This window comes from Streptomyces vastus (assembly GCF_039532825.1).
Lineage (GTDB): Bacteria > Actinomycetota > Actinomycetes > Streptomycetales > Streptomycetaceae > Streptomyces > Streptomyces vastus.
The window spans coordinates 181,410-201,972 of sequence record NZ_BAAASJ010000043.1; the positions used below are offsets into that span (position 1 = coordinate 181,410).

Sequence of the window (20,563 nt, forward strand, 5' to 3'; positions counted from 1 at the left end):
GTCCCGGAAAACCGGTCGGCCGCTGTCTGTCCGGCGCCGTACACTGGGCGGAGCGAAAAGCGTGGATGGGGACGAGTAGCGACGTACGCAGCCATGAGCGACCCGGGGACGGTGCGAGCCCGGGGGCGAGCGCGACGTGAAGATCACCCCGGAGCCGCCGGAAGAAAGCCGCAGCGACCAGCCGCGGCCAGTAGACCCGGCATCGCGACCCCAATGAGGGGGCTCACCGGAGCACAGCGCCCCGGAGGGCCAAGGAGGGTGGTACCGCGGGAGCGCGCCGCACAGGGCGTAGGTGGCAACACGACTCTCGTCCCTCCGACGGAAGGCAGAAAGTCCGCCGGAGGAAGCTCGCCGATGAAACCGACGCAGTACCGCCAGGTGCCCGCCCAGGTCGACCTGCCCGCCCTTGAGCATGCAGTGCTCGACTTCTGGCGTGAGCAGAAGATCTTCGCCAAGAGCCTGGAGCAGTCCGAGGGCCGCCCGGAGTGGGTGTTCTACGAGGGCCCGCCCACGGCCAACGGCATGCCGGGCACCCACCACATCGAAGCCCGCGTCTTCAAGGACGTCTTCCCACGCTTCCGCACCATGCGCGGCTACCACGTGGCCCGCAAGGCCGGCTGGGACTGCCACGGCCTGCCGGTGGAGCTGGCGGTGGAGAAGGAACTCGGCTTCAACGGCAAGAAGGACATCGAGGCGTACGGCATCGCCGAGTTCAACGCCAAGTGCCGGGAGTCCGTAACCCGCCACACCGACGCCTTTGAAGAGCTCACGACCCGCATGGGGTACTGGACCGACCTCAGCGACCCGTACCGCACGATGGACCCGGAGTATGTCGAGTCGGTCTGGTGGTCGCTCAAGGAGATCTTCAACAAGGGCCTGCTGGTCCAGGACCACCGCGTGGCTCCCTGGTGTCCGCGCTGCGGCACGGGCCTGTCGGACCACGAGCTGGCGCAGGGCTACGAGACGGTCGTCGATCCCTCGGTGTTCGTCCGTTTCCCGCTCACCTCTGGTCCCCTCGCGGGCGAGGCCGCGCTCCTGGTCTGGACGACGACGCCCTGGACCCTGGTCTCCAACACGGCCGTCGCCGCGCACCCCGAGGTGACCTACGTGGTCGCGACGAACGGCACAGAGAACCTCGTCGTCGCGCAGCCCCTCGTGGAGAAGGCCCTCGGTGAGGGCTGGGAGCCCACCGGCCGGACGTTCACCGGCGCCGAGATGGAGCGCTGGACCTATCAACGTCCGTTCGAGCTCGTTGAGTTCCCGAGCGTCAGCGAGGGAACCAATGGGCACAGCCCCGCCGGGGAACAGGCCCACTTCGTGGTGAACGCCGAATACGTCACGACCGAGGACGGTACGGGTCTGGTCCACCAGTCCCCCGCTTTCGGTGAGGACGACCTCAAGGTGTGCCGTGCCTACGGGCTGCCGGTGGTGAACCCGGTCCGTCCGGACGGCACGTTCGAGGAGGACGTCCCCCTGGTAGGCGGCGTCTTCTTCAAGAAGGCGGACGAAAAGCTCGTCGCCGACCTCGAGGCCCGCGGCCGGCTCTTCCGGCACATCCCGTACGAACACAGCTACCCGCACTGCTGGCGCTGCCACACCGCGCTCCTCTACTACGCGCAGCCGTCCTGGTACATCCGCACCACGGCCGTCAAGGACCGCCTCCTCCAAGAGAACGAGAAGACCAACTGGTTCCCGGAGACGGTCAAGCACGGCCGCTATGGCGACTGGCTGAACAACAACATCGACTGGGCCCTGTCGCGCAACCGCTACTGGGGCACGCCGCTGCCGATCTGGCGCTGCGAGGACGACCACCTCACCTGTGTCGGCTCGCTGGCCGAGCTGACCCGGCTGACCGGCGCGGACCAGGCGTCGCTCGATCCGCACCGCCCGTTCATCGACGAGGTGACCTTCGCCTGCCCCCAGGACGGCTGCGGAAAGACGGCCACTCGCGTGCCGGAGGTCATCGACGCCTGGTACGACTCGGGTTCGATGCCGTTCGCGCAGTGGGGCTACCCGTACAAGAACAAGGATCTCTTCGAGGCCCGCTACCCGGCGCAGTTCATCTGCGAGGCCATCGACCAGACCCGCGGCTGGTTCTACACGCTGATGGCGGTCGGCACGCTGGTCTTCGACAAGTCCAGTTACGAGAACGTGGTCTGTCTGGGCCACATCCTCGCCGAGGACGGCCGCAAGATGTCCAAACACTTGGGCAACATGCTCCCGCCGATCCCGCTCATGGACCAGCACGGCGCGGACGCGGTCCGCTGGTTCATGGCAGCCGGCGGCTCCCCCTGGGCGGCCCGCCGCGTCGGCCACGGCACGATCCAGGAAGTCGTCCGCAAGACACTCCTGACGTACTGGAACACGGTCGCCTTCCAGGCGCTGTACGCCCGTACATCCGACTGGGCGCCCAGCGAGGCCGACCCGGCTCCGGCCGACCGCCCGGTCCTGGACCGCTGGCTCCTTTCCGAACTCCACGCGCTCACCGACCAGGTGACCCAGTCCCTGGATGCGTACGACACGCAGCGCGCCGGAAAGCTCCTGTCGGCGTTCGTCGACGACCTGTCCAACTGGTACGTACGCCGCTCCCGTCGCCGCTTCTGGCAGGGTGACAAGGCGGCACTGCGCACCCTGCACGAGGTCGTCGAGACCGTCACGCGCCTGATGGCCCCGCTGACCCCGTTCATCACCGAGCGGGTCTGGCAGGACCTGGTGGTGCCGGTGACTCCGGGCGCCCCCGAGTCCGTACATCTGTCGTCCTGGCCGGAGGCGGATCTGTCCGTCATCGATCCGGAGCTGTCGAAGCAGATGGTGCTCGTACGCCGTCTTGTGGAGCTGGGCCGTGCCACGCGCGCGGAGTCGGGCGTGAAGACGCGTCAGCCGCTGTCGCGCGCGCTGGTCGCGGCGAGCGGGTTCGAGGCGCTCGACCCCGAACTGCACGCGCAGATCACGGAGGAGCTGAACGTCTCCTCGCTGGCGTCGCTGAGCGAGGTGGGCGGCTCGCTGGTCGACACGACCGCCAAGGCCAACTTCCGTGCCCTGGGCAAGAGGTTCGGCAAGCGCGTCCAGGACGTGGCCAAGGCCGTCGCCAACGCGGACGCGGCCGCTCTGTCCCTGGCCCTGCGCGAGGGCACGGCGTCGGTCGAAGTCGACGGCGAGACCGTGACGCTCGCCCCGGACGAGGTCATCATCACGGAGACCCCGCGCGAGGGCTGGTCCGTCGCTTCGGACTCCGGTGCGACGGTCGCCCTCGACCTGGAGATCACCGAGGAGCTGCGCCAGGCAGGCCTGGCGCGTGACGCGATCCGCCTGATCCAGGAGGCCCGCAAGAACAGCGGCCTCGACGTGGCCGACCGCATCGCCCTGCGCTGGACCTCCACGGACCCGAAGGTCACCGCGGCCCTCACCGAGCACTCCGGCCTCATCGCGGACGAGGTACTGGCGACGGCCTTCTTTAATGAGCACAGCAGCTCCGGCGAGGCGGACGACACCTACGGCACCCCGTTCACGGACGAGTCGCTGTCGCTGACGTTCCGCCTCCGCAAGGCGTAAGCACCCACAGCACACGCAAAGGCCCGGGCCCGCCGAACTTCCTCGGTGGGCCCGGGCCTTCGGCGTTGCGTACCCACGCACAGACGCTCGCCAGGTCAGCACAAAAGGGCGAGACAAAGGGCGAGGCCCCCGGAAATCCGGGGGCCTCGCCCTGAACGCTGCCGACGCCTAAGGCGTATTAGAGGCCGTCAGTTGTCGTCCTCGTCAATCAGGAACCCGCGCATCGGCGAAGGAGCCTGCCCCATCGGCGACGGGCCCTGCGGCCGCACCGGCGCCATCGGCTGGGTCATGGCCGGCGACATCTGCTGCTGACCGCCGTAGGACGGAGCAGCGGGGGCCGGGCCACCGCCCATCGACTGGTTGCCGCCGTACGACGGCGCGCTCGCACCGGCCGGCGCCATGGACGGCGACGACGACGGCAGCGAGGCGGTCGCGGGTTGACGCGGCGGAGCCAGCGAGTCGTCCGCCTGGGTCTCCAGCTGACGCAGCTGGGACTCGAGGTAGGACTTCAGCCGCGTACGGTACTCGCGCTCGAAGCCGCGCAGGTCCTCGACCTTGCGCTCCAGCGTGGCGCGAGCGGACTCCAGGGAGCCCATCGCGACGCGGTGCTTCTCCTGCGCGTCCCGCTCCAGCGCATCCGCCTTGGCACGGGCGTCCCGCTCCAGACCCTCGGCACGGCTGCGCGCCTCACCGACGATCTTGTTGGCCTCGGAACGCGCCTCGGCGATCGCCTGGTCGGCGGTCTGCTGAGCCAGCGAGAGCACGCGGGCCGCGCTGTCGCCACCGGGGCCGCCCTGGCCGGGGCCGCCCATCTGCTGCGGGGGACCACCCATCGGGCCACCCATGGGACCGCCCATCGGGCCGCCCATCTGCTGCGGCAGCTGCCCCTGCATCGGGCCGGGACCCTGGCCCATCGGCCCCTGACCCTGACCCTGGCCCATCGGACCCTGACCCATCTGGCCGGGACCCTGCGGACCGCCCTGCCCGCTGGGGCCCGCGGGCAGCTGCGGTGCACCGCTCGGCAGCTGGGGCGGACCACCCATGGGGCCACCCATCTGCTGCTGCGGCGGGCCCGATATACCGGCGGGCACAGGAGAACCGGGACCTCGCATGCCCTGCGGCGGCCCCTGTTGCCCCTGATCCTGGGGTTCGGGCGGCTTGCGCATGCCCTGCTGCTGGTTCTGCGCGGCGGCACGCGTGGCGGCGGCCAGCTTGGCGCGCAGGTCCTCGTTCTCGCGGAGCAGGCGGGTCAGTTCGGCTTCGACCTCGTCGAGGAAGGCATCGACCTCGTCCTCGTCATAGCCTTCTCGGAGGCGGACGGTCGTGAACTGCTTGTTCCGCACGTCCTCGGGGGTCAACGGCATCTCTTCACCTCAACGTAGTCGTCGGCATCGTCGGCGTTCGGCAAGACCGTATCGTTCACAGCCGGCTCACAACGGAGATCAGGATGTAGACGATGATCATCAGTACGAAGAAGGACAGGTCGAGCGCCACGCCCCCGAGACGCAACGGCGGGATGAACCGCCGCAGAAGCTTGAGCGGTGGATCCGTGACAGTGTAGGTGGCCTCCAGAACGACCACCATCGCCTTGCCGGGTTGCCATGAGCGGGCGAACTGGAAGACGTAGTCCATGACCAGCCGGAAGATCAGCACGATGAGGAAACACATCAGCGCGATGTAGACAACATCCAAGACCACGCTCATGATCCGCGCTTCCCTCTCCCCTGTTGCTGTGCTCTGTCCGGTCCTACGTCTCAGCTCTGGTTGAAGAACCCGCCCTCTGCGATGCGGGCCTTGTCCTCCGCCGTGACATCGACGTTAGCAGGCGACAACAGGAACACCTTCTGCGTCACCCTCTCGATACTCCCATGAAGACCAAACACCAAACCGGCGGCAAAGTCGACAAGTCGCTTGGCGTCGGTGTCATCCATCTCGGTCAAGTTCATGATCACCGGGGTGCCTTCACGGAAGTGTTCCCCGATGGTACGGGCCTCGTTGTAGGTCCGAGGGTGCAGCGTGGTGATCCGGTACGGCTCTCGTTCCGACACGACCTTGGGCATGATCACCGGTGCGTTCTTCTCCAGGCTTTGACGTTCTTGTGTGATGGACGCCACGGGGGCGATTCGCGCCGGACGTCCGGATTCCGCCGATAGCGAAGCGGAATGTGACACGGGATCACGCTGCACCGGGGGCTGCACCACTCGTACCGATTCGTCCCGTTGGGACTGATGCGACTGGTGCGCCTGATGGGGCGGCTCATGCCGCCGGCGGTCCCGCTCGGGCTCGGGATCAAGCTCGGGCTCGAAGTCGTCGTCGGGGTCGAAGCCCCTGCCGTCGTACCCATCGTCCTCCACGAGGCCGAGGTAGACCGCCATCTTGCGCATCGCGCCGGCCATTGCTCTGAGTCCTCCGCTCTGTGGTGGATCGGCTGACTATTGCCAAGTGCCCGCGATCCACGAGGTCGTTATGCCCGCTTTCGGCGGTAATGACCATATTTTCTGCTGTGGTCCGACTTCTTGGCGACGTTACCCGAGCCCGGGACGGACTCCGAGTACCGCGGTGCCGACGCGTACATGTGTCGCTCCGGCCGCCACGGCCTGTTCGAGGTCCGAACTCATCCCTGCCGAGACCATGTTCGCAGTCGGATGAGCCCTGCGCAGGTCAGTCGACAAATCCATCAGCCGCTCGAACGCCGCCCGTTCACGCCCCGCGTAGGGTCCGGTGAGCGGAGCGACGGTCATCAGTCCGTCAAGTCGCAACCCCGGAGACTCAGCGACAAGCTCGCCCAACTCTTCGACTCCGTCGGGCCCGATGCCCCCGCGTACCCCCCGGCCGCTCTCGTCCGCGTCGAGCGCGACCTGGATGAGGCAGCCCACCTCCCGCCCGGCACGTACCGCTTCCTTCGACAGAGCCGTAACGAGCCTGGCCCGGTCGACCGACTGCACAATTCCCGCATAACCGACCACGGAACGCACCTTGTTGGTCTGCAACTGACCGACGAAGTGCCAGGTGAGGGGAAGATCCGAGCACTCGGCGGCCTTGGGCGCCGCGTCCTGGTCCCGGTTCTCGGCGACGTGACGTACACCGAGCTCCGACAGGGTCCGGACATCGCTCGCGGGGTAGGTCTTGGTGACCACGATCAGGGTCACCTCTTCGCGCTTGCGGCCCGCAGCCACGCAGGCCGCCGTGATGCGTTCTTCAACGTGCGTGAGGTTTCTGGCGAGTTGTGCCTTACGGTCCGTCATGACCCATCAGTCCAGCCACACATAGCCCGCGAGCCGACCGGTGGTGCGATCGCGGCGGTACGAGAAGTGGTCGCTCGATTCGAGCGTGCACACCGGCGACTGCTCCCGGTCGCGCACCCCGAGCCGCTCCAGCTGTGCGTGCACTCCCGCGGTCACGTCGACCGCCGGAGTTCCCCAACTGGTCTCGGCGTACGCCGCCGGCTCGACGGCCGCGACCTCGGCGCGCATCGCGTCCGGCACTTCGTAGCAGCGGCCGCAGACGGCGGGGCCGGTGCGGGCGACGATCCGGCCCGGCTCCGCGCCGAGTTCGACCATCGCCGTGACGGCCGCGGGCACGACCCCGGCGACCATGCCGGGCCGTCCCGCGTGAGCGGCGGCCACAACTTCGGCGACCGGGTCGGCGAGCAGGACGGGCGTGCAGTCGGCGGTGAGGACGGCGAGGGCGAGAGAGGTGGGGGTCCCCCCGCTCGAGCGAAGCCGAGAGTGGGGGAGGGTGGTGACGACGGCGTCGACCTCCGGCACAGGACGGTCTCCCCAGGGTTCGTCGATCACCGCTACGTCCCGCCCGTGCACCTGGTTCATCCAGACGACCCGGGCCGGGTCGAGGCCGAGTGACTTGGCGGCCAGTTCACGATTGGTGCGTACGGCGTCGGGGTCGTCACCGACGGCTCCGCCGAGGTTGAGCTCCTCGTACGGAACGGCGCTCACCCCGCCCCACCGGTCGGTGAAGGCGAAATGCGCGCCGCCCGCTGTGCTCGTTTCGGAGCGATGTCCTATCACTTGAGGAAGTCCGGCACGTCCAGCTCTTCGGCCGCGCTGTCGGAGTAGGTCCGCGACGGCGGGACCGGCGGGGCGACCGGCAGTTCGTTCACCGGCTCGGGGGCGGGTTCCGGCGTCTCCTCGCGCGGCGTGACGCTGCCGAGCGAGCCGAAGGACGGGCGGCTCTCGGAGGGCCGTACCGGCGTGGACTCCTCGCGCTTGGCGGAGGAGCCGAGGACGTTGTCCCGCTTGGACGGGGGCTGTCCGCCGTCGAAGCCGGCCGCGATGACGGTGACCCGGACCTCGTCGCCCAGTGCGTCGTCGATCACCGCGCCGAAGATGATGTTGGCCTCGGGGTGTGCGGCCTCGCTCACCAGCTGGGCGGCCTCGTTGATCTCGAACAGGCCGAGGTCGGAGCCGCCGGAGATGGAGAGCAGGACGCCTCGGGCGCCGTCGATGGAGGCTTCCAGGAGCGGCGAGGAGATCGCCATCTCGGCGGCGGCCACCGCACGGTCGTCACCGCGGGCCGAGCCGATACCCATGAGTGCCGAACCCGCTTCGGACATCACGGACTTGACGTCGGCGAAGTCGAGGTTGATGAGGCCAGGAGTGGTGATGAGGTCGGTGATGCCCTGGACACCGGAGAGCAGCACCTGGTCGGCGGACTTGAAGGCGTCGAGCACGCTGACCTGGCGGTCCGAGATGGACAGCAGCCGGTCGTTCGGGATGACGATGAGGGTGTCGACCTCTTCGCGGAGCTCGGCGATGCCGTCCTCCGCCTGGTTGGCGCGGCGCCGGCCCTCGAATGTGAACGGGCGGGTGACCACGCCGATGGTGAGGGCGCCGAGGGAACGGGCGATGTTGGCCACGACGGGCGCGCCGCCGGTGCCGGTGCCGCCGCCTTCACCGGCCGTCACGAAGACCATGTCGGCCCCCTTGAGGACCTCCTCGATCTCCTCACGGTGATCCTCGGCGGCCTTGCGGCCGACGGCCGGGTTGGCTCCGGCGCCGAGTCCGCGGGTGAGTTCACGGCCAACGTCGAGCTTGACGTCGGCGTCGCTCATCAACAGAGCTTGCGCGTCGGTGTTGATGGCGATGAACTCGACGCCCTTGAGACCGACCTCGATCATCCGGTTGATGGCATTGACACCACCGCCGCCGACACCGATGACTTTGATGACTGCGAGGTAGTTCTGCGGTGCTGCCACGTCGAAGGCCTCTCGCCTCGAGTTACGTGTCGCCGCCTCGCGTGGTCGCGCGATCCGACGACTGATGCCGAATGGGACGGTCCGAACGCCGACCCGAACCCTAACGCTGAAGTTTAGGGTTACCAGTGTGTCTGTTCCCTGGACTCTTCCGAACAGGACACTAAGTCGACAAGTGGCGCACGTTCAACGAACACGCCGAACCTCCCGTTTTTCTTTTCACCCTATGTGATCAGCCGTAGCACTGCCCAACCAGGGTGCTGGCCTGCGCGTATGTGCGTCAACTCCCTGATGACGCAGGGGCGGTGGGAACGCTGACATCGAAGTGCCGTGCCCCGGATGCGGCTTTCATGAGAGCGGTCAGCGTTCTGGCCTTCGCACGGCCCTTGCCGGCACTACCCCACGCGACGGTCCGGTTTCCGCTCAACTCAAGCGAGATGGAGTCGTACGAACGGACCTTGACCGTACGGGTCTCGCGCGCGACGGCGGCCGGAAGCGCACCCGCGACGCGCACCGCCTCACGCACCAGCCGGCCCGTTCTGAAGCGTCTCAGGCTCGCGGACTGCGAGGTTCCGGAGGAGGACTGAGTCACCGTCAATTTCAGTTCCGGTACGCCCTTCGGAGCGCGCGGAACCGTGGCATATCGCACCCCCTTGGCGTCCACTTCTACGAAGTTTCCACCTTTTTTCACCATCAGAACCGGAGTGCGTTCTTTCACTTTCAGCCCGATTTCATCGGGCCAGGAACGGATGACATCAACCGAGTCAATTCGGGGCAATTTCCGACGCAGTCTTGCCTCAATCGCCTCGGTGTCGATGGAAATCAACGGCGACCCGACCGGAACGTCCGCCGCCGCGAGCACCTGCTCGTCCGTCAGAACCCGCATCCCTGATGCCGATACGCGCTCCACCCGCAGCCATTGCGAGCCGTAGAGCACCCAAACGCCACCCCCGGCAAGGAGCACGACACAGACGAGCAGCACGAGGAGCGTACGAGGCCGGAGCAGCCTCCTGAGGCGGGGCGGCCGGGGTGGGCCGGACTGAGGTCGCTGGCGTTCACCTCGCGCGTCACGCTCGGCGGTCGTCGGTCCGGCCACGCTCCCCTGCCTTCTGCCACGCGCTAACGGCGTGACGCGATCGCCTCGTACACCATCCCGACGAGCAGTTCGTCGGCGTCCCGACGGCCGAACTCCGAGGCGGCACGGGACATCTCGAACAGCCGGTGCGGATCCGCGAGCACGGGCAGGACGTTGGCCTGGACCCACTGGGGCGTCAGTTCCGCGTCGTCGACGAGGAGTCCGCCGCCGGCCTTTACCACCGGCTGGGCGTTCAGCCGCTGTTCGCCGTTGCCGATCGGCAGCGGGACGTACGCGGCGGGCAGTCCGACGGCGGCGAGTTCGGCGACGGTCATCGCACCCGCCCGGCAGAGCATCATGTCGGCCGCGGCGTACGCGAGATCCATCCGGTCCACGTACGGTACCGGGATGTACGGGGGCATCCCCGGCATCTGCTGGACGTGCGGCATTTCGTTCTTGGGGCCGACCGCGTGCAGGACCTGGATACCGGCCTGCTGGAGGTACGGGGCGACCTGCTGGACCACCTCGTTGAGGCGGCGGGCGCCCTGCGAGCCGCCGGAGACCAGCAGGGTCGGCAGGGCGGGGTCGAGACCGAAGGCGGCGCGGGCCTCGGGGCGTACCGCGGCACGGTCCAGGGTGGCGATGGTGCGGCGCAGCGGGATGCCGATGTAGCGGGCGCCGCGGAGCTTGCTGTCCGGAGTGGACACGGCGACCTGAGCCGCGTACCGCGAACCGATCTTGTTGGCCAGGCCGGGCCGGGCGTTGGCCTCGTGGATGACGATCGGGACGCCGAGGCGCTTGGCCGCGAGGTAGCCGGGCAGGGCGACATAGCCGCCGAAGCCGACGACGGCGTCGGCCTTGGTGCGCTCCAGGATCTGCTCGGCCGCCTTGATCGTGCCGCGCAGCCGCCCGGGGACGGTGATCAGCTCGGGGGTGGGTTTGCGGGGCAGCGGGACGGCGGGGATCAGCGCGAGTTCATAACCCCGCTCGGGTACGAGCCGGGTCTCGAGTCCGCGCTCCGTGCCCAGGGCCGTGATGCCCACGGTCGGGTCCTGCCTGCGCAGGGCGTCCGCGAGGGCGAGCGCGGGCTCGATGTGGCCGGCGGTCCCTCCACCGGCGAGTACGACATGCACCGAAATTCACCGCTCTCCGGACGAACGCGCCGAGGCACGCCGTCGCATCGTGTTCCAGCTCCGAGGTCTCCGACTGGTTCCGGAACCTCCAGCCCGCTTTCTACCAAAGCGTGGTTGTCGCATCGCAAGCGCCGCCCGCGCAGCGGGATCCTCCCGCGCGAAGGCGATCAGGAGCCCGATGGCGAACATGGTCGGCAGCAAAGCGGAACCCCCATAGGAGAACAGCGGGAGCGGGACTCCGGCGATCGGCAGCAGGCCGAGCACCGCACCGATGTTGATCACGGCCTGGGCCGTGATCCAGGTGGTCACGCCTCCCGCGGCGTACCTCACGAAGGGGTCCTCCGTGCGTCCGGCCACGCGGATACCCGCATAGCCTAGAGCCGCGAAGAGGGCGAGTACCGACAGCGTCCCCGCCAGGCCCAGTTCCTCACCGGTAACGGCGAAGATGAAGTCGGTGTGTGCTTCGGGGAGTTGGCCCCATTTCTCCACGCTCGCACCGAGGCCGGACCCGAAAATTCCGCCGGAGGCGAGGGCGTAGATTCCGTGTACGGCCTGCCAGCAGGTGTCGTTCGGTCCGGGCTCGGTGGCGCCGATGCAGGACAGCCGCGCCATACGGTTCGGGCTGGTCGTGATCAGCATCAGACCGATCGTCCCGGCGATGGCCAGTACGCCCGCGAAGAGCCGCGTGGGGGCTCCGGCCAGCCAGAGCAGCCCGAACAGGATCGCGGTGAGGATGATCGCCGTGCCCATGTCGCCGCCGAGCATGATCAGTCCGAGCAGCATGAAGGCCACCGGCACGAGCGGCACCAGCATGTGCTTCCACTGGGTCAGCAGCCGCTTGTCCTGTTTGCGGGCGAGCAGATCGGCGCCCCACAGCACGAGCGCGAGCTTGCCGAACTCGCTGGGCTGCAGCTGAAACGGGCCGCCGATGGAAATCCAGTTCTGGTTGCCGTTCACCGCCACCCCTATCCCCGGGATCTGCACCAGGACCATCAGGAAGACCGAGCCCAGGAGCATCGGATACGCCAGCGCGCGGTGCAGCTTGGACGGCATCCGTGAGGCGAGCAGCAGCAGTACGGTGCCCAGCACGGCCGCCAGGAACTGCTTCCGGAAGAAGTACGTCCCCGGCAGCGACAGTTGCAGCGCCGTGATCTGGGAGGCCGAGTACACCATCACGATCCCCAGCACGGTGATCAGCATGCTGCTTCCGAGGATCAGGTAGTACGCGGTCAGCGGCCGGTCCCAGGCACGGCGCGCACTCGTGTAGAGACGGCGCACGGGGTTGTCACCCGGATTGGGGACTGCGGGGCGCCCGGTGGTGCGCGGGGCGGAGGGCCGGCCGGTGCGGTTACCGGACATCGGCACCGCCCAGCGGCCCACGATGCACCGGCCACGATGGCGTCACGCGTCCCTCCCAGAGGTACCGGGGCGCCTCCCGGCGCGGCAGCAGCCGAGTCAGGCGCTGGCGGCGCCGAGTTCGCGGACGGCCTCCGCGAACATGTCGCCGCGCTGGTTGTAGTTGGTGAACATGTCCATGGAGGCACAGGCGGGAGCCATGAGCACCGTGTCTCCCGTGCGGGCGAGCCGCGTCGCCTCCTGGACGGCCTCGAGCATCGCCCCAGTGTCGGTCCGGTCGAGGTCGACGACCGGTACTTCGGGCGCGTGTCGCGCCAGCGCCTGCCGGATCAGGGCCCGGTCGGCACCGAACAGGACGACGCCCCGAAGTCGCTTTGCCGACTTGGCGACCAGCTCGTCGAAGGTCGCGCCCTTGGCGAGCCCTCCGGCGATCCACACGATCGACTCGTACGCCGCCAAAGAGGCTTCCGCGGCATGCGTGTTGGTGGCCTTGGAGTCGTCGATGTAGGCGATCCCGCCGACATCGGCGATGTGCTGGATGCGGTGCGCGTCCGGACGGAACGCCCGCAGACCGTCTCGTACGGCCGCTGCGGGCACCCCGTAGGCGCGCGCGAGGGCCGCCGCCGCAAGGGCGTTGGCGATGTTGTGCGGGGCGGGCGGCTGGACGTCGCCGACCTCCGCGAGTTCCTGGGCCTGTTTGTGCCGGTCCTCGACGAAGGCGCGGTCGACCAGCAGGCCCTCCACGACGCCGAGTTGGGACGGCCCGGGCGTACCCAGCGTGAAGCCGACCGCCCGGCACCCCTCCTCGACGTCCGCCGCGCGCACCAAGTCCTCGGTGGCCTTGTCCGCGACGTTGTAGACGCAGGCGACCCGATTGCCCTCGTAGATACGGCCCTTGTCGGCGGCGTACGCCTCCATGGAGCCGTGCCAGTCGAGGTGGTCGGGCGCGATGTTGAGCACGACGGCGGAGTGGGCGCGCAGGGAGGGCGCCCAGTGCAGCTGGTAGCTGGAGAGTTCGACGGCGAGGACGTCATACGGCTCCTCGCTCAGCACGACATCGATGATCGGCGTGCCGATATTGCCGACGGCGGCCGTACGCAGGCCCGCGGCGCTCAGGATCGACGCGAGCATCTGCGTGGTGGTGGTCTTGCCGTTGGTGCCCGTGACGGCGAGCCAGGGCGCGGCGTCCGGGCCACGCAGGAGCCAGGCGATCTCCACGTCGCCGACGACGTCCACGCCCGCCTTCGCGGCTGCGGCGAAGAGCGGCGAGGTGGGCTTCCAGCCCGGCGAGGTGACCACGAGGTCGGTGCCCTCGGGAAGGGTCTCGGCGTCGGCAAGACGTACCGAAATGCCTTCTGCCTCAAGGGAGTCGGCCCGCTCCCGGTGTGCCGGGGAGGAGCCCCCGTCGACGACCGTGACGGACGCGCCGAGGCCGACCAGGGCGCGGGCGGCGCTGATGCCGCTCACGCCGAGGCCGGCGACGGTGATGTTCCGGCCCTGCCAAGTGGTCACTTGTCGGCTGCCCACCCTGCGTAGAAGAGACCCAGACCCACGATCACGCACATGCCCTGGATGATCCAGAAGCGGACCACGACAAGGACTTCGGACCACCCCTTGAGTTCGAAGTGGTGCTGGAGCGGGGCCATGCGGAAGACGCGCTTCCCGGTCAGCCGGAAGGAGCCGACCTGGATGACGACCGACATGGTGATCAGGACGAAGAGACCGCCGAGCAGCGCGAGCAGCAGCTCGGTGCGGGAGCAGATGGCGAGTCCGGCGAGCGCGCCGCCGAGCGCCAGAGAGCCGGTGTCGCCCATGAAGATCTTGGCGGGCGAGGTGTTCCACCACAGGAAGCCGAAGCAGGCGCCCATCAGCGCGGAGGCGACGACCGCGAGGTCGAGTGGATCGCGTACTTCAAAGCAGGCGGTCGGGTTGGTCAGCGTCTCCCCGTTGGCGCAGGACTCCTGGAACTGCCAGACGCCGATGAACGTGTACGCGCCGAAGACCATGACGGAGGCGCCGGTGGCGAGGCCGTCCAGACCGTCGGTGAGGTTCACGCCGTTCGACATGGCGAGGATCATGAACAGCGCCCAGACCACGAACAGCACCGGGCCGATGGTCCAGCCGAAGTCCTGTACGAAGGAGAGCTTCGTGGAGGCCGGCGTCTGGCCCCGGCTGTCCGCGAACTGCAGCGAGAGCACGGCGAAGCTGATGCCGACGATCAGCTGGCCGGCCATCTTGGCCTTGGCCCGCAGACCGAGCGACCTCCGCTTGACGATCTTGATGTAGTCGTCGAGGAAACCAACCAGGCCCATGCCGCCCATCAGCCCGAGGACCAGCAACCCGGAGAACGTCGGCGGCTTGCCGGTGATCACCTTGCTGAGGAAGTACGCGATGATCGTGGCCAGGATGAAGGCGATGCCGCCCATGGTCGGCGTACCGCGCTTGGCGTGGTGCTCGCGCGGGCCGTCGTCGCGGATGTACTGACCGTAGCCCTTGCGGGCAAGGAGTTTGATCAGCAGAGGGGTGCCCACGAGAGTCAGGAAGAGGCCGATGACTCCCGAGAACAGGATCTGGTTCATCATCGGGCGGCGACCTCACCCTCGGCACCCTCGAGCAACGCCTGGGCCACCCACTCGAGCCCCACCGATCTGGACGCCTTCACGAGCACGACGTCCCCCGGGCGCAGCTCATTGCGCAACAGGTCGACAGCCGCCTGTGCGTCGGACACGTGCACCGACTCCTCACCCCACGAACCCTCGTTATATGCGCCCAGTTGGAGCCAGGACGCTTCCCTGCCCCCGACCGCGACGAGCTTGCTGACGTTGAGCCGGACGGCGAGCCGTCCGACCGCGTCGTGCTCGGCGAGCGCCTCGTCCCCGAGCTCGGCCATCTTGCCGAGCACCGCCCAGGTCCGGCCCCCCCTTGCCCGTGAGGCTCCGCCCATGGCAGCCAGCGCGCGCAGAGCCGCCCGCATGGATTCGGGGTTCGCGTTGTAGGCGTCGTTGACGACCGTCACGCCGTCCGGGCGCTCGGTGACCTCCATCCGCCAGCGGGAGAGGGAGCCCGCCTCGGAGAGCGCGACGGCGATCTCGTCTGCGGACATGCCCAGCTCATGGGCGACGGCGGCCGCGGCGAGCGCGTTCGACACGTGGTGCTCACCGTACAGGCGCATGGTCACATCGCTTGCACCGGAGGGTGTGTGAAGCCTGAACGCGGGCTGTCCGCTCTCCGTGAGCCGCACGTTCTCGGCCCGTACGTCCGCTTCGCCGGACTCTCCGAAGAGGAGTACGCGTGCCTTCGTACGGGATGCCATGGCGCGTACGAGGGCATCGTCGGCGTTGAGAATCGCGGCGCCCTCTTCGGGGAGCGCTTCCACCAACTCGCCCTTCGCCTGGGCGATCTGTTCCCGCCCGCCGAACTCCCCGATGTGGGCGGTGCCGACGTTCAGGACGAGGCCGATCTTCGGCGGGGTCAGCTCCGCGAGGTAGCGGATGTGGCCGACACCGCGGGCGCCCATCTCCAGGACGAGGAACTTCGTCTCCTCGGTGGCGCTGAGCGCGGTGAGCGGCAGCCCGATCTCGTTGTTGAGCGAGCCCGGCGTGAAGACGGTCGGGGCCTTGCGCTGGAGTACCTGCGCGATCAGGTCCTTGGTGCTGGTCTTGCCGGCGGAGCCGGTGAGTGCCACGAGGGTCGCGCCGAGCCGCTGGACGACATGGCGGGCGAGGGCCCCGAGGGCGGCCTGGACGTCGTCCACGACGATCGCGGGCACGCCGACGGGCCGGGACGCCAGAACGGCGGCGGCGCCCTCCTCGACGACCTGTGCGGCGAAGTCGTGACCGTCCACGCGCTCGCCCACGAAGGCGACGAACAGGCTGCCTGGCTCCACCTCACGGGAGTCCCTGACGACCGGTCCGGTGATCTGGACCGACGGATCCGGTATGTCGTACGTCTGCCCGCCGACGACTGAGGCGATCTCGGCGAGAGGGAGGGCGATCACAAGTTCATCCCTGGGTCTTCTGGATAGCTTCGCGAAGCACCTGGCGGTCGTCGAAGGGACGGACCACTCCGGCGATGTCCTGGCCCTGCTCATGGCCCTTGCCCGCGACCAGCACGGTGTCGCCGGGCTCGGCCCGGGCGACGGCCGCGGCGATCGCGGCGGCCCGGTCCTCGAAGACCGCGACCTCGCCGCGCTCGTGCGCCGGCACGTCGGCGGCGCCCGCGAGCATGGTGGCGAGGATCGCGAGGGGGTCCTCGGAGCGGGGGTTGTCCGACGTCAGTACGGCGGTGTCGGCTAGGCGGGCCGCGGCGGCGCCCATCGGCATCCGCTTGGACTTGTCGCGGTCTCCGCCGCAGCCGAGCACGATGTGCAGCCTGCCCTCGGTGACCTTGCGCAGTGCGCGCAGCACGGATTCCACGGCGTCCGTCTTGTGGGCGTAGTCGACGACCGCCAGGTACGGCTGACCGGCGTCCACGCGTTCCAGCCGGCCCGGAACACCCGGTACGGCCGCGATGCCGTCGGCCGCGGTCTGCGCGTCGAGCCCCGCGGCGGCCAGGGCGACGATCGCAGCGAGCGTGTTGGCGACGTTGAAGGGGCCCGCGAGCGGCGACTTGGCGCTGATCCGCTCCCCCTTGGGGCCGATCGCGACGAACGTCGAGTCCAGCGGACCCACCTCGACGTCCTCGGCGCGCCAGTCGGCGTCCGGGTGTCCCTCGGCGGAAAACGTCACCACAGGGACGGTGGCTTCCTTGACGAGCCTCCGTCCGTACTCGTCATCAAAGTTGACTACGCCGAACCTGCTGCGTTTCGGCGTGAACAGCTGCGCCTTGGCCCGGAAGTAGTCCTCCATGTCGGAGTGGAACTCCATGTGCTCCGGGCTGAGGTTGGTGAAGACCGCGATGTCGAAGACACAGCCGTCGACCCGGCCGAGGACCAGTGCGTGGCTGGAGACCTCCATGGCGACCGCGTCCACGCCGCGCTCGCGCATCACCGCGAACAGCGCCTGGAGGTCGGTGGCCTCGGGAGTCGTCCGCTCCGACTTGATGCGCTCGTCGCCGATGCGCGTTTCGACGGTGCCGATGAGTCCGGTGCTGCGGACCGTCTTGAGGCCGCCCTCGATGAGGTACGCCGTCGTGGTCTTGCCCGACGTGCCGGTGATGCCGATCTGGAGGAGATCGCGGCCGGGGTGGCCGTAGATCGTGGCCGCCAGCTCGCCCATCCGTCCGCGCGGATTGCCGACGACGAGGACCGGAAGGCCGGTCTCGGCGGCGCGCTCGGCGCCGGTCGGGTCCGTGAGCACCGCCACCGCACCCAGGCCCGCGGCCTGCGTCACGAAATCGGCGCCGTGCAGCCGCGCGCCGGGCAGGGCGGCGTAGAGATCGCCGGGGCGCACGGCCCGGGAGTCGTGGGTGATGCCCGTGACCTCGGCCGCAGCGAGGGCGGTGACACCCAGCTGATCGGCGAGGTCCGCCAGGTCTGTGGCGGAGACCTGAACCGGTCGCGGCGGCCCCGGAAATGTCACAGGAACGCCCTTCTGGGTGGTTTGGGACTGATCAGCGTGTGGCACGGCGGTGAGCGTACCGGGCGCGCCCCCGGCTGGGCGAAGCGAGGGGCGGGGCTCCGGATGTTTCCCCGGGTCGGGAGTGATCGTTGTCACGAATTGGTTCCTGATGGGTGTTCCGGGTGACCGGACGAGTCCGGCGCTGGTCAGGGTGTGAAGGTGACCGGAAGCCGGGCGGGCGCGTCTCCGGTGGGCGGCACCTGGAGGGTCTTGAGGGCGAACTCCAGGACCTCCTTGTAGACGGGCCCGCAGATCTGGCCGCCGAAGTAGCTGCCCTTGGTGGCGTTCTGGATCGCGCAGTACACGGTCACCCGGGGGTTGTCGGCGGGTGCGAAGCCGGCGAACGACGAGGTGTAGCCGCGGTAGCGGCCGGTGGCCGGATCCACCCGGTTGGCGGTGCCCGTCTTCCCCGCGACGCGGTAGCCGGGGATACGGGCCTTGGTGCCGGTGCCCTCCTCGTCGTCCACGACGGACTCCAGCATCTGCGCCAGTGTCTTCGCCGTCTTCTCGCTCACGACCCTTGTCTTCTGGGGCTTCGGAGCCGGCGTGAAGCGGCCGTCCGCTCCCTTGGTGCCTCGTACGAGGGTCGGCTCGACGCGTACGCCTCCGTTCGCGATCGTCGAGTAGACGGAGGCCGCCTGCATCGCGTTGATCGACACGCCCTGGCCGAAAGGAATCGTGTACTGCTGCGAGGTCGACCACTTCTCGGCGGGCGCGAGGATGCCGTCCGTCTCGCCCGGGAAGCCGAGCCCGGTGGGGCTGCCGATACCGAACTTGCGCAGATACGAGTAGAGGACCTGGTTGGCCTTCTGCTGCGTCTTGCCGAGCTGGCCGGTCGCCAGGATGGTGCCGATGTTGCTGGACTTGGCGAGGACGCCGTTGAGCGTCAGGTACCAGGTCGGGTGGTCGATGTCGTCCTTGAAGAGCCGGTCGCCGCGGTGCAGCCGGTTGGGCACCGTGACATGCGTCGAGGGCGTGGCGACGTTCTCCTCCAGGACGGCCGCCATCGACATGACCTTCGCGGTGGAGCCGGGTTCGTACGCGTCCTGGAGGGCCGCGTTGCCGAGCGCCGCCGAGCCCGCCTGTGAGAGGTCGTTCGGGTCGAAGCCGGGTGAGTTGGCCATCGCGAGGACCTCGCCGGTCTTGTTGTCCTGCACGATCACATAGCCGCGGTCCGCCTTGGACTCCTTCACCTGCTCGGTGATGGCGTTCTGCGCGGCCCACTGAATGTCGCGGTCGATGGTCAGCTCGACCTCGGAACCGGCCACGGCGGGCGTTTCGGTACTGCCCGCGGTCGGGACCCGGTGGCCACCGGCCTGGGCGTAGCGGATCTTGCCGTCCTTGCCGGACAGTTCCTCGTTCAGCTGCTGCTCGATACCGCCGCCGCCCTTGCCGTCGGCGTTGACCCAGCCCAGTATCCCGGCGCCGAGGTCGCCGTTGGGATAGACCCGCTTGCTGCTGGGCTCCTGGAAGACGCCCGCGAGCACGTTCACGGCCGTCCTGTCCTTCTGCGCCTTCTCCGCGAGCGTCGTCTTCAGGTCGTTGATCTGCGTCCAGACCTGCGGGGTCTGGCGACGGGCCAGCACGACGTACTGGGTGCCCTTCGTCCGGAGCTTCTCGGCGAGCTCGGCGGGTTCCTTGCCGAGGATCGGACCGAGCAGCGCGGCGGCCTGCTCTGGGGCGTCGTCGACCTTCGTCGCCTTCCGCGTGAACATCGTGGGGTCGGCCGTGATGTCGTTCGCGTCCACGCTGGCTGCCAGCTCGACGCCGTTGCGGTCGGTGATCCCGCCGCGCTCGGCCGTCAGCGTGCGGCTCAGATACCGGTTCTGTTCAGCCTTGGCCGAGTACACGCTCGCGTCGACCGCCTGCACCTGAAGCAGCCGCACCACGAAGGCGATCATCACCAGCGTCAGGGCGAGGCTGACCAGGCGCAGCCGGGGGCGGGGGCTGCCCAGCCGGATCATGCGCGGCCCCTGTGAGCGCCCCGCGCGGGCCGCGGCCGGGCGGCGCGCGGGGCGGGCACCGGGCACCGGGCGCCGACTGGCGGGGCGTACGGGCCTGGCGGGCGACGGCACGCGGCGGCGCGGGCGTTCCTTGTCGGACACTTCCGTCACCTGCCGGGGGTCGTAGGGGGCTGCGTGGACGGGGTGGGGGGCTGGGCCTTCGGGGAGGCGGCGCGGCTCGCGGTGGGCGTGGGCTTCGGGGTGGGTGTCGCCTTCGGCGTGGGCGTCGGCTTCGAATCCGGCTTCGGCTTCGGCTTCCGTGCGGAGTCGAGCGTCTCGGGCGACAGCACCAAGGGGACGCGTACCGAGGACTGCTGGGCGGCTTCAGGAACCCCTCGCACTGTCCCGTCGGGGTTGAGAAACGCGGGGTCGCCGCCGGGGACCATGCCCAGCTCGCGGGCGCGGCGCTTGAGGGCGTCGGGGGCGGAGTAGGCGTCCACGTCCCGCTGGAGCGCCTGCTCCTCGTCGGTGAGGCTCTTCGTGTCGTCCTGGAGGTCGTCGAGCTTGAACGCCCCCTCACTCAGAGCGGAGTTCAGCACCAGCAACGCGATGAGGCCGCCGCCCAGGAGGAGCACGACGAGCAGGACGAAGGGGGTGCGGGCAGCCTGTCCGGAACCGGACGGGATGAGCCGGGCGAGCCGGGCGGCGCGCCCCCTCAGTTCGGGTTTCCTGCTCAC

General features: G+C 69.0%; 16 protein-coding genes. 1 reads left to right on the forward strand and 15 read right to left on the reverse strand.

Annotated elements, in window-relative coordinates; translation table 11 throughout:
• The first annotated feature begins 354 nt into the window (after positions 1-354).
• Positions 355-3,552 (forward strand): isoleucine--tRNA ligase, encoded by a 3,198-nt coding sequence (gene ileS, locus ABD357_RS22145; protein WP_344392277.1) that lies wholly within the window; start codon positions 355-357, stop codon positions 3,550-3,552.
• 188 nt (positions 3,553-3,740) lie between these two features.
• Here ileS and ABD357_RS22150 read toward each other — a convergent pair whose 3' ends face one another.
• The 15 genes from ABD357_RS22150 to ftsL all read right to left on the reverse strand — a co-directional run bounded on the left by ABD357_RS22150 (position 3,741) and on the right by ftsL (position 20,563).
• Positions 3,741-4,916 (reverse strand): DivIVA domain-containing protein, encoded by a 1,176-nt coding sequence (locus tag ABD357_RS22150; RefSeq protein ID WP_344392278.1) that lies wholly within the window; start codon positions 4,914-4,916, stop codon positions 3,741-3,743.
• Positions 4,917-4,971: 55 nt separating this feature from the next.
• The gene (locus ABD357_RS22155; protein ID WP_033318070.1) at positions 4,972-5,256 is read right to left on the reverse strand and encodes a YggT family protein; all 285 of its coding nucleotides are present in this window, start codon (positions 5,254-5,256) and stop codon (positions 4,972-4,974) included.
• A 50-nt stretch (positions 5,257-5,306) separates the two neighbouring features.
• Entirely contained in the window at positions 5,307-5,948 is a 642-nt protein-coding gene (locus ABD357_RS22160) for a cell division protein SepF (RefSeq protein WP_344392287.1), read from the reverse strand.
• Positions 5,949-6,077: 129 nt separating this feature from the next.
• Positions 6,078-6,797, reverse strand: coding sequence for a YggS family pyridoxal phosphate-dependent enzyme (locus ABD357_RS22165; RefSeq protein WP_344392289.1), 720 nt, complete (start codon positions 6,795-6,797; stop codon positions 6,078-6,080).
• Between the two features lie 6 nt (positions 6,798-6,803).
• The gene (gene pgeF, locus ABD357_RS22170) at positions 6,804-7,577 is read right to left on the reverse strand and encodes a peptidoglycan editing factor PgeF (protein ID WP_344392290.1); all 774 of its coding nucleotides are present in this window, start codon (positions 7,575-7,577) and stop codon (positions 6,804-6,806) included.
• Positions 7,574-8,764, reverse strand: coding sequence for a cell division protein FtsZ (gene ftsZ / locus ABD357_RS22175; protein WP_344392291.1), 1,191 nt, complete (start codon positions 8,762-8,764; stop codon positions 7,574-7,576). The genes pgeF and ftsZ overlap by 4 nt, the downstream gene beginning before the upstream one ends.
• A 277-nt stretch (positions 8,765-9,041) precedes the next feature.
• Positions 9,042-9,857 (reverse strand): cell division protein FtsQ/DivIB, encoded by an 816-nt coding sequence (locus ABD357_RS22180; RefSeq protein WP_344392293.1) that lies wholly within the window; start codon positions 9,855-9,857, stop codon positions 9,042-9,044.
• Positions 9,858-9,880: 23 nt separating this feature from the next.
• Positions 9,881-10,969 (reverse strand): undecaprenyldiphospho-muramoylpentapeptide beta-N-acetylglucosaminyltransferase, encoded by a 1,089-nt coding sequence (murG, locus tag ABD357_RS22185; RefSeq protein ID WP_344392295.1) that lies wholly within the window; start codon positions 10,967-10,969, stop codon positions 9,881-9,883.
• A 6-nt stretch (positions 10,970-10,975) separates the two neighbouring features.
• A complete protein-coding gene (gene ftsW / locus ABD357_RS22190; RefSeq protein WP_344392297.1) occupies positions 10,976-12,328 on the reverse strand; it encodes a putative lipid II flippase FtsW in 1,353 nt (450 codons plus the stop codon).
• 96 nt (positions 12,329-12,424) lie between these two features.
• Positions 12,425-13,837, reverse strand: a complete 1,413-nt coding sequence (gene murD, locus ABD357_RS22195) for a UDP-N-acetylmuramoyl-L-alanine--D-glutamate ligase (RefSeq protein ID WP_344392299.1) — start codon at positions 13,835-13,837, stop codon at positions 12,425-12,427.
• Entirely contained in the window at positions 13,834-14,907 is a 1,074-nt protein-coding gene (gene mraY / locus ABD357_RS22200; RefSeq protein ID WP_344392300.1) for a phospho-N-acetylmuramoyl-pentapeptide-transferase, read from the reverse strand. The genes murD and mraY overlap by 4 nt, the downstream gene beginning before the upstream one ends.
• The gene (locus ABD357_RS22205) at positions 14,904-16,322 is read right to left on the reverse strand and encodes a UDP-N-acetylmuramoyl-tripeptide--D-alanyl-D-alanine ligase (RefSeq protein ID WP_344392303.1); all 1,419 of its coding nucleotides are present in this window, start codon (positions 16,320-16,322) and stop codon (positions 14,904-14,906) included. The genes mraY and ABD357_RS22205 overlap by 4 nt, the downstream gene beginning before the upstream one ends.
• A 4-nt stretch (positions 16,323-16,326) precedes the next feature.
• Positions 16,327-17,844 (reverse strand): UDP-N-acetylmuramoyl-L-alanyl-D-glutamate--2,6-diaminopimelate ligase, encoded by a 1,518-nt coding sequence (locus ABD357_RS22210; protein WP_344392305.1) that lies wholly within the window; start codon positions 17,842-17,844, stop codon positions 16,327-16,329.
• 185 nt (positions 17,845-18,029) lie between these two features.
• Positions 18,030-19,988, reverse strand: coding sequence for a peptidoglycan D,D-transpeptidase FtsI family protein (locus ABD357_RS22215; RefSeq protein WP_344392306.1), 1,959 nt, complete (start codon positions 19,986-19,988; stop codon positions 18,030-18,032).
• Positions 19,989-19,993: 5 nt separating this feature from the next.
• Complete coding sequence (gene ftsL, locus ABD357_RS22220; protein ID WP_344392307.1) at positions 19,994-20,563, reverse strand: cell division protein FtsL; 570 nt, start codon at positions 20,561-20,563, stop codon at positions 19,994-19,996.

Excerpts from the sequence above, each read along its gene's own strand:
- ABD357_RS22150 (WP_344392278.1), bottom strand. The coding sequence starts at position 4,916 with ATGCCGTTGACCCCCGAGGACGTGCGGAACAAGCAGTTCACGACCGTC.
- mraY (WP_344392300.1), bottom strand. The coding sequence starts at position 14,907 with ATGATGAACCAGATCCTGTTCTCGGGAGTCATCGGCCTCTTCCTGACT.
- ABD357_RS22155 (WP_033318070.1), bottom strand. The coding sequence starts at position 5,256 with ATGAGCGTGGTCTTGGATGTTGTCTACATCGCGCTGATGTGTTTCCTC.
- ftsW (WP_344392297.1), bottom strand. The coding sequence starts at position 12,328 with ATGTCCGGTAACCGCACCGGCCGGCCCTCCGCCCCGCGCACCACCGGG.
- ABD357_RS22160 (WP_344392287.1), bottom strand. The coding sequence starts at position 5,948 with ATGGCCGGCGCGATGCGCAAGATGGCGGTCTACCTCGGCCTCGTGGAG.
- ABD357_RS22165 (WP_344392289.1), bottom strand. The coding sequence starts at position 6,797 with ATGACGGACCGTAAGGCACAACTCGCCAGAAACCTCACGCACGTTGAA.
- ileS (WP_344392277.1), top strand. The coding sequence starts at position 355 with ATGAAACCGACGCAGTACCGCCAGGTGCCCGCCCAGGTCGACCTGCCC.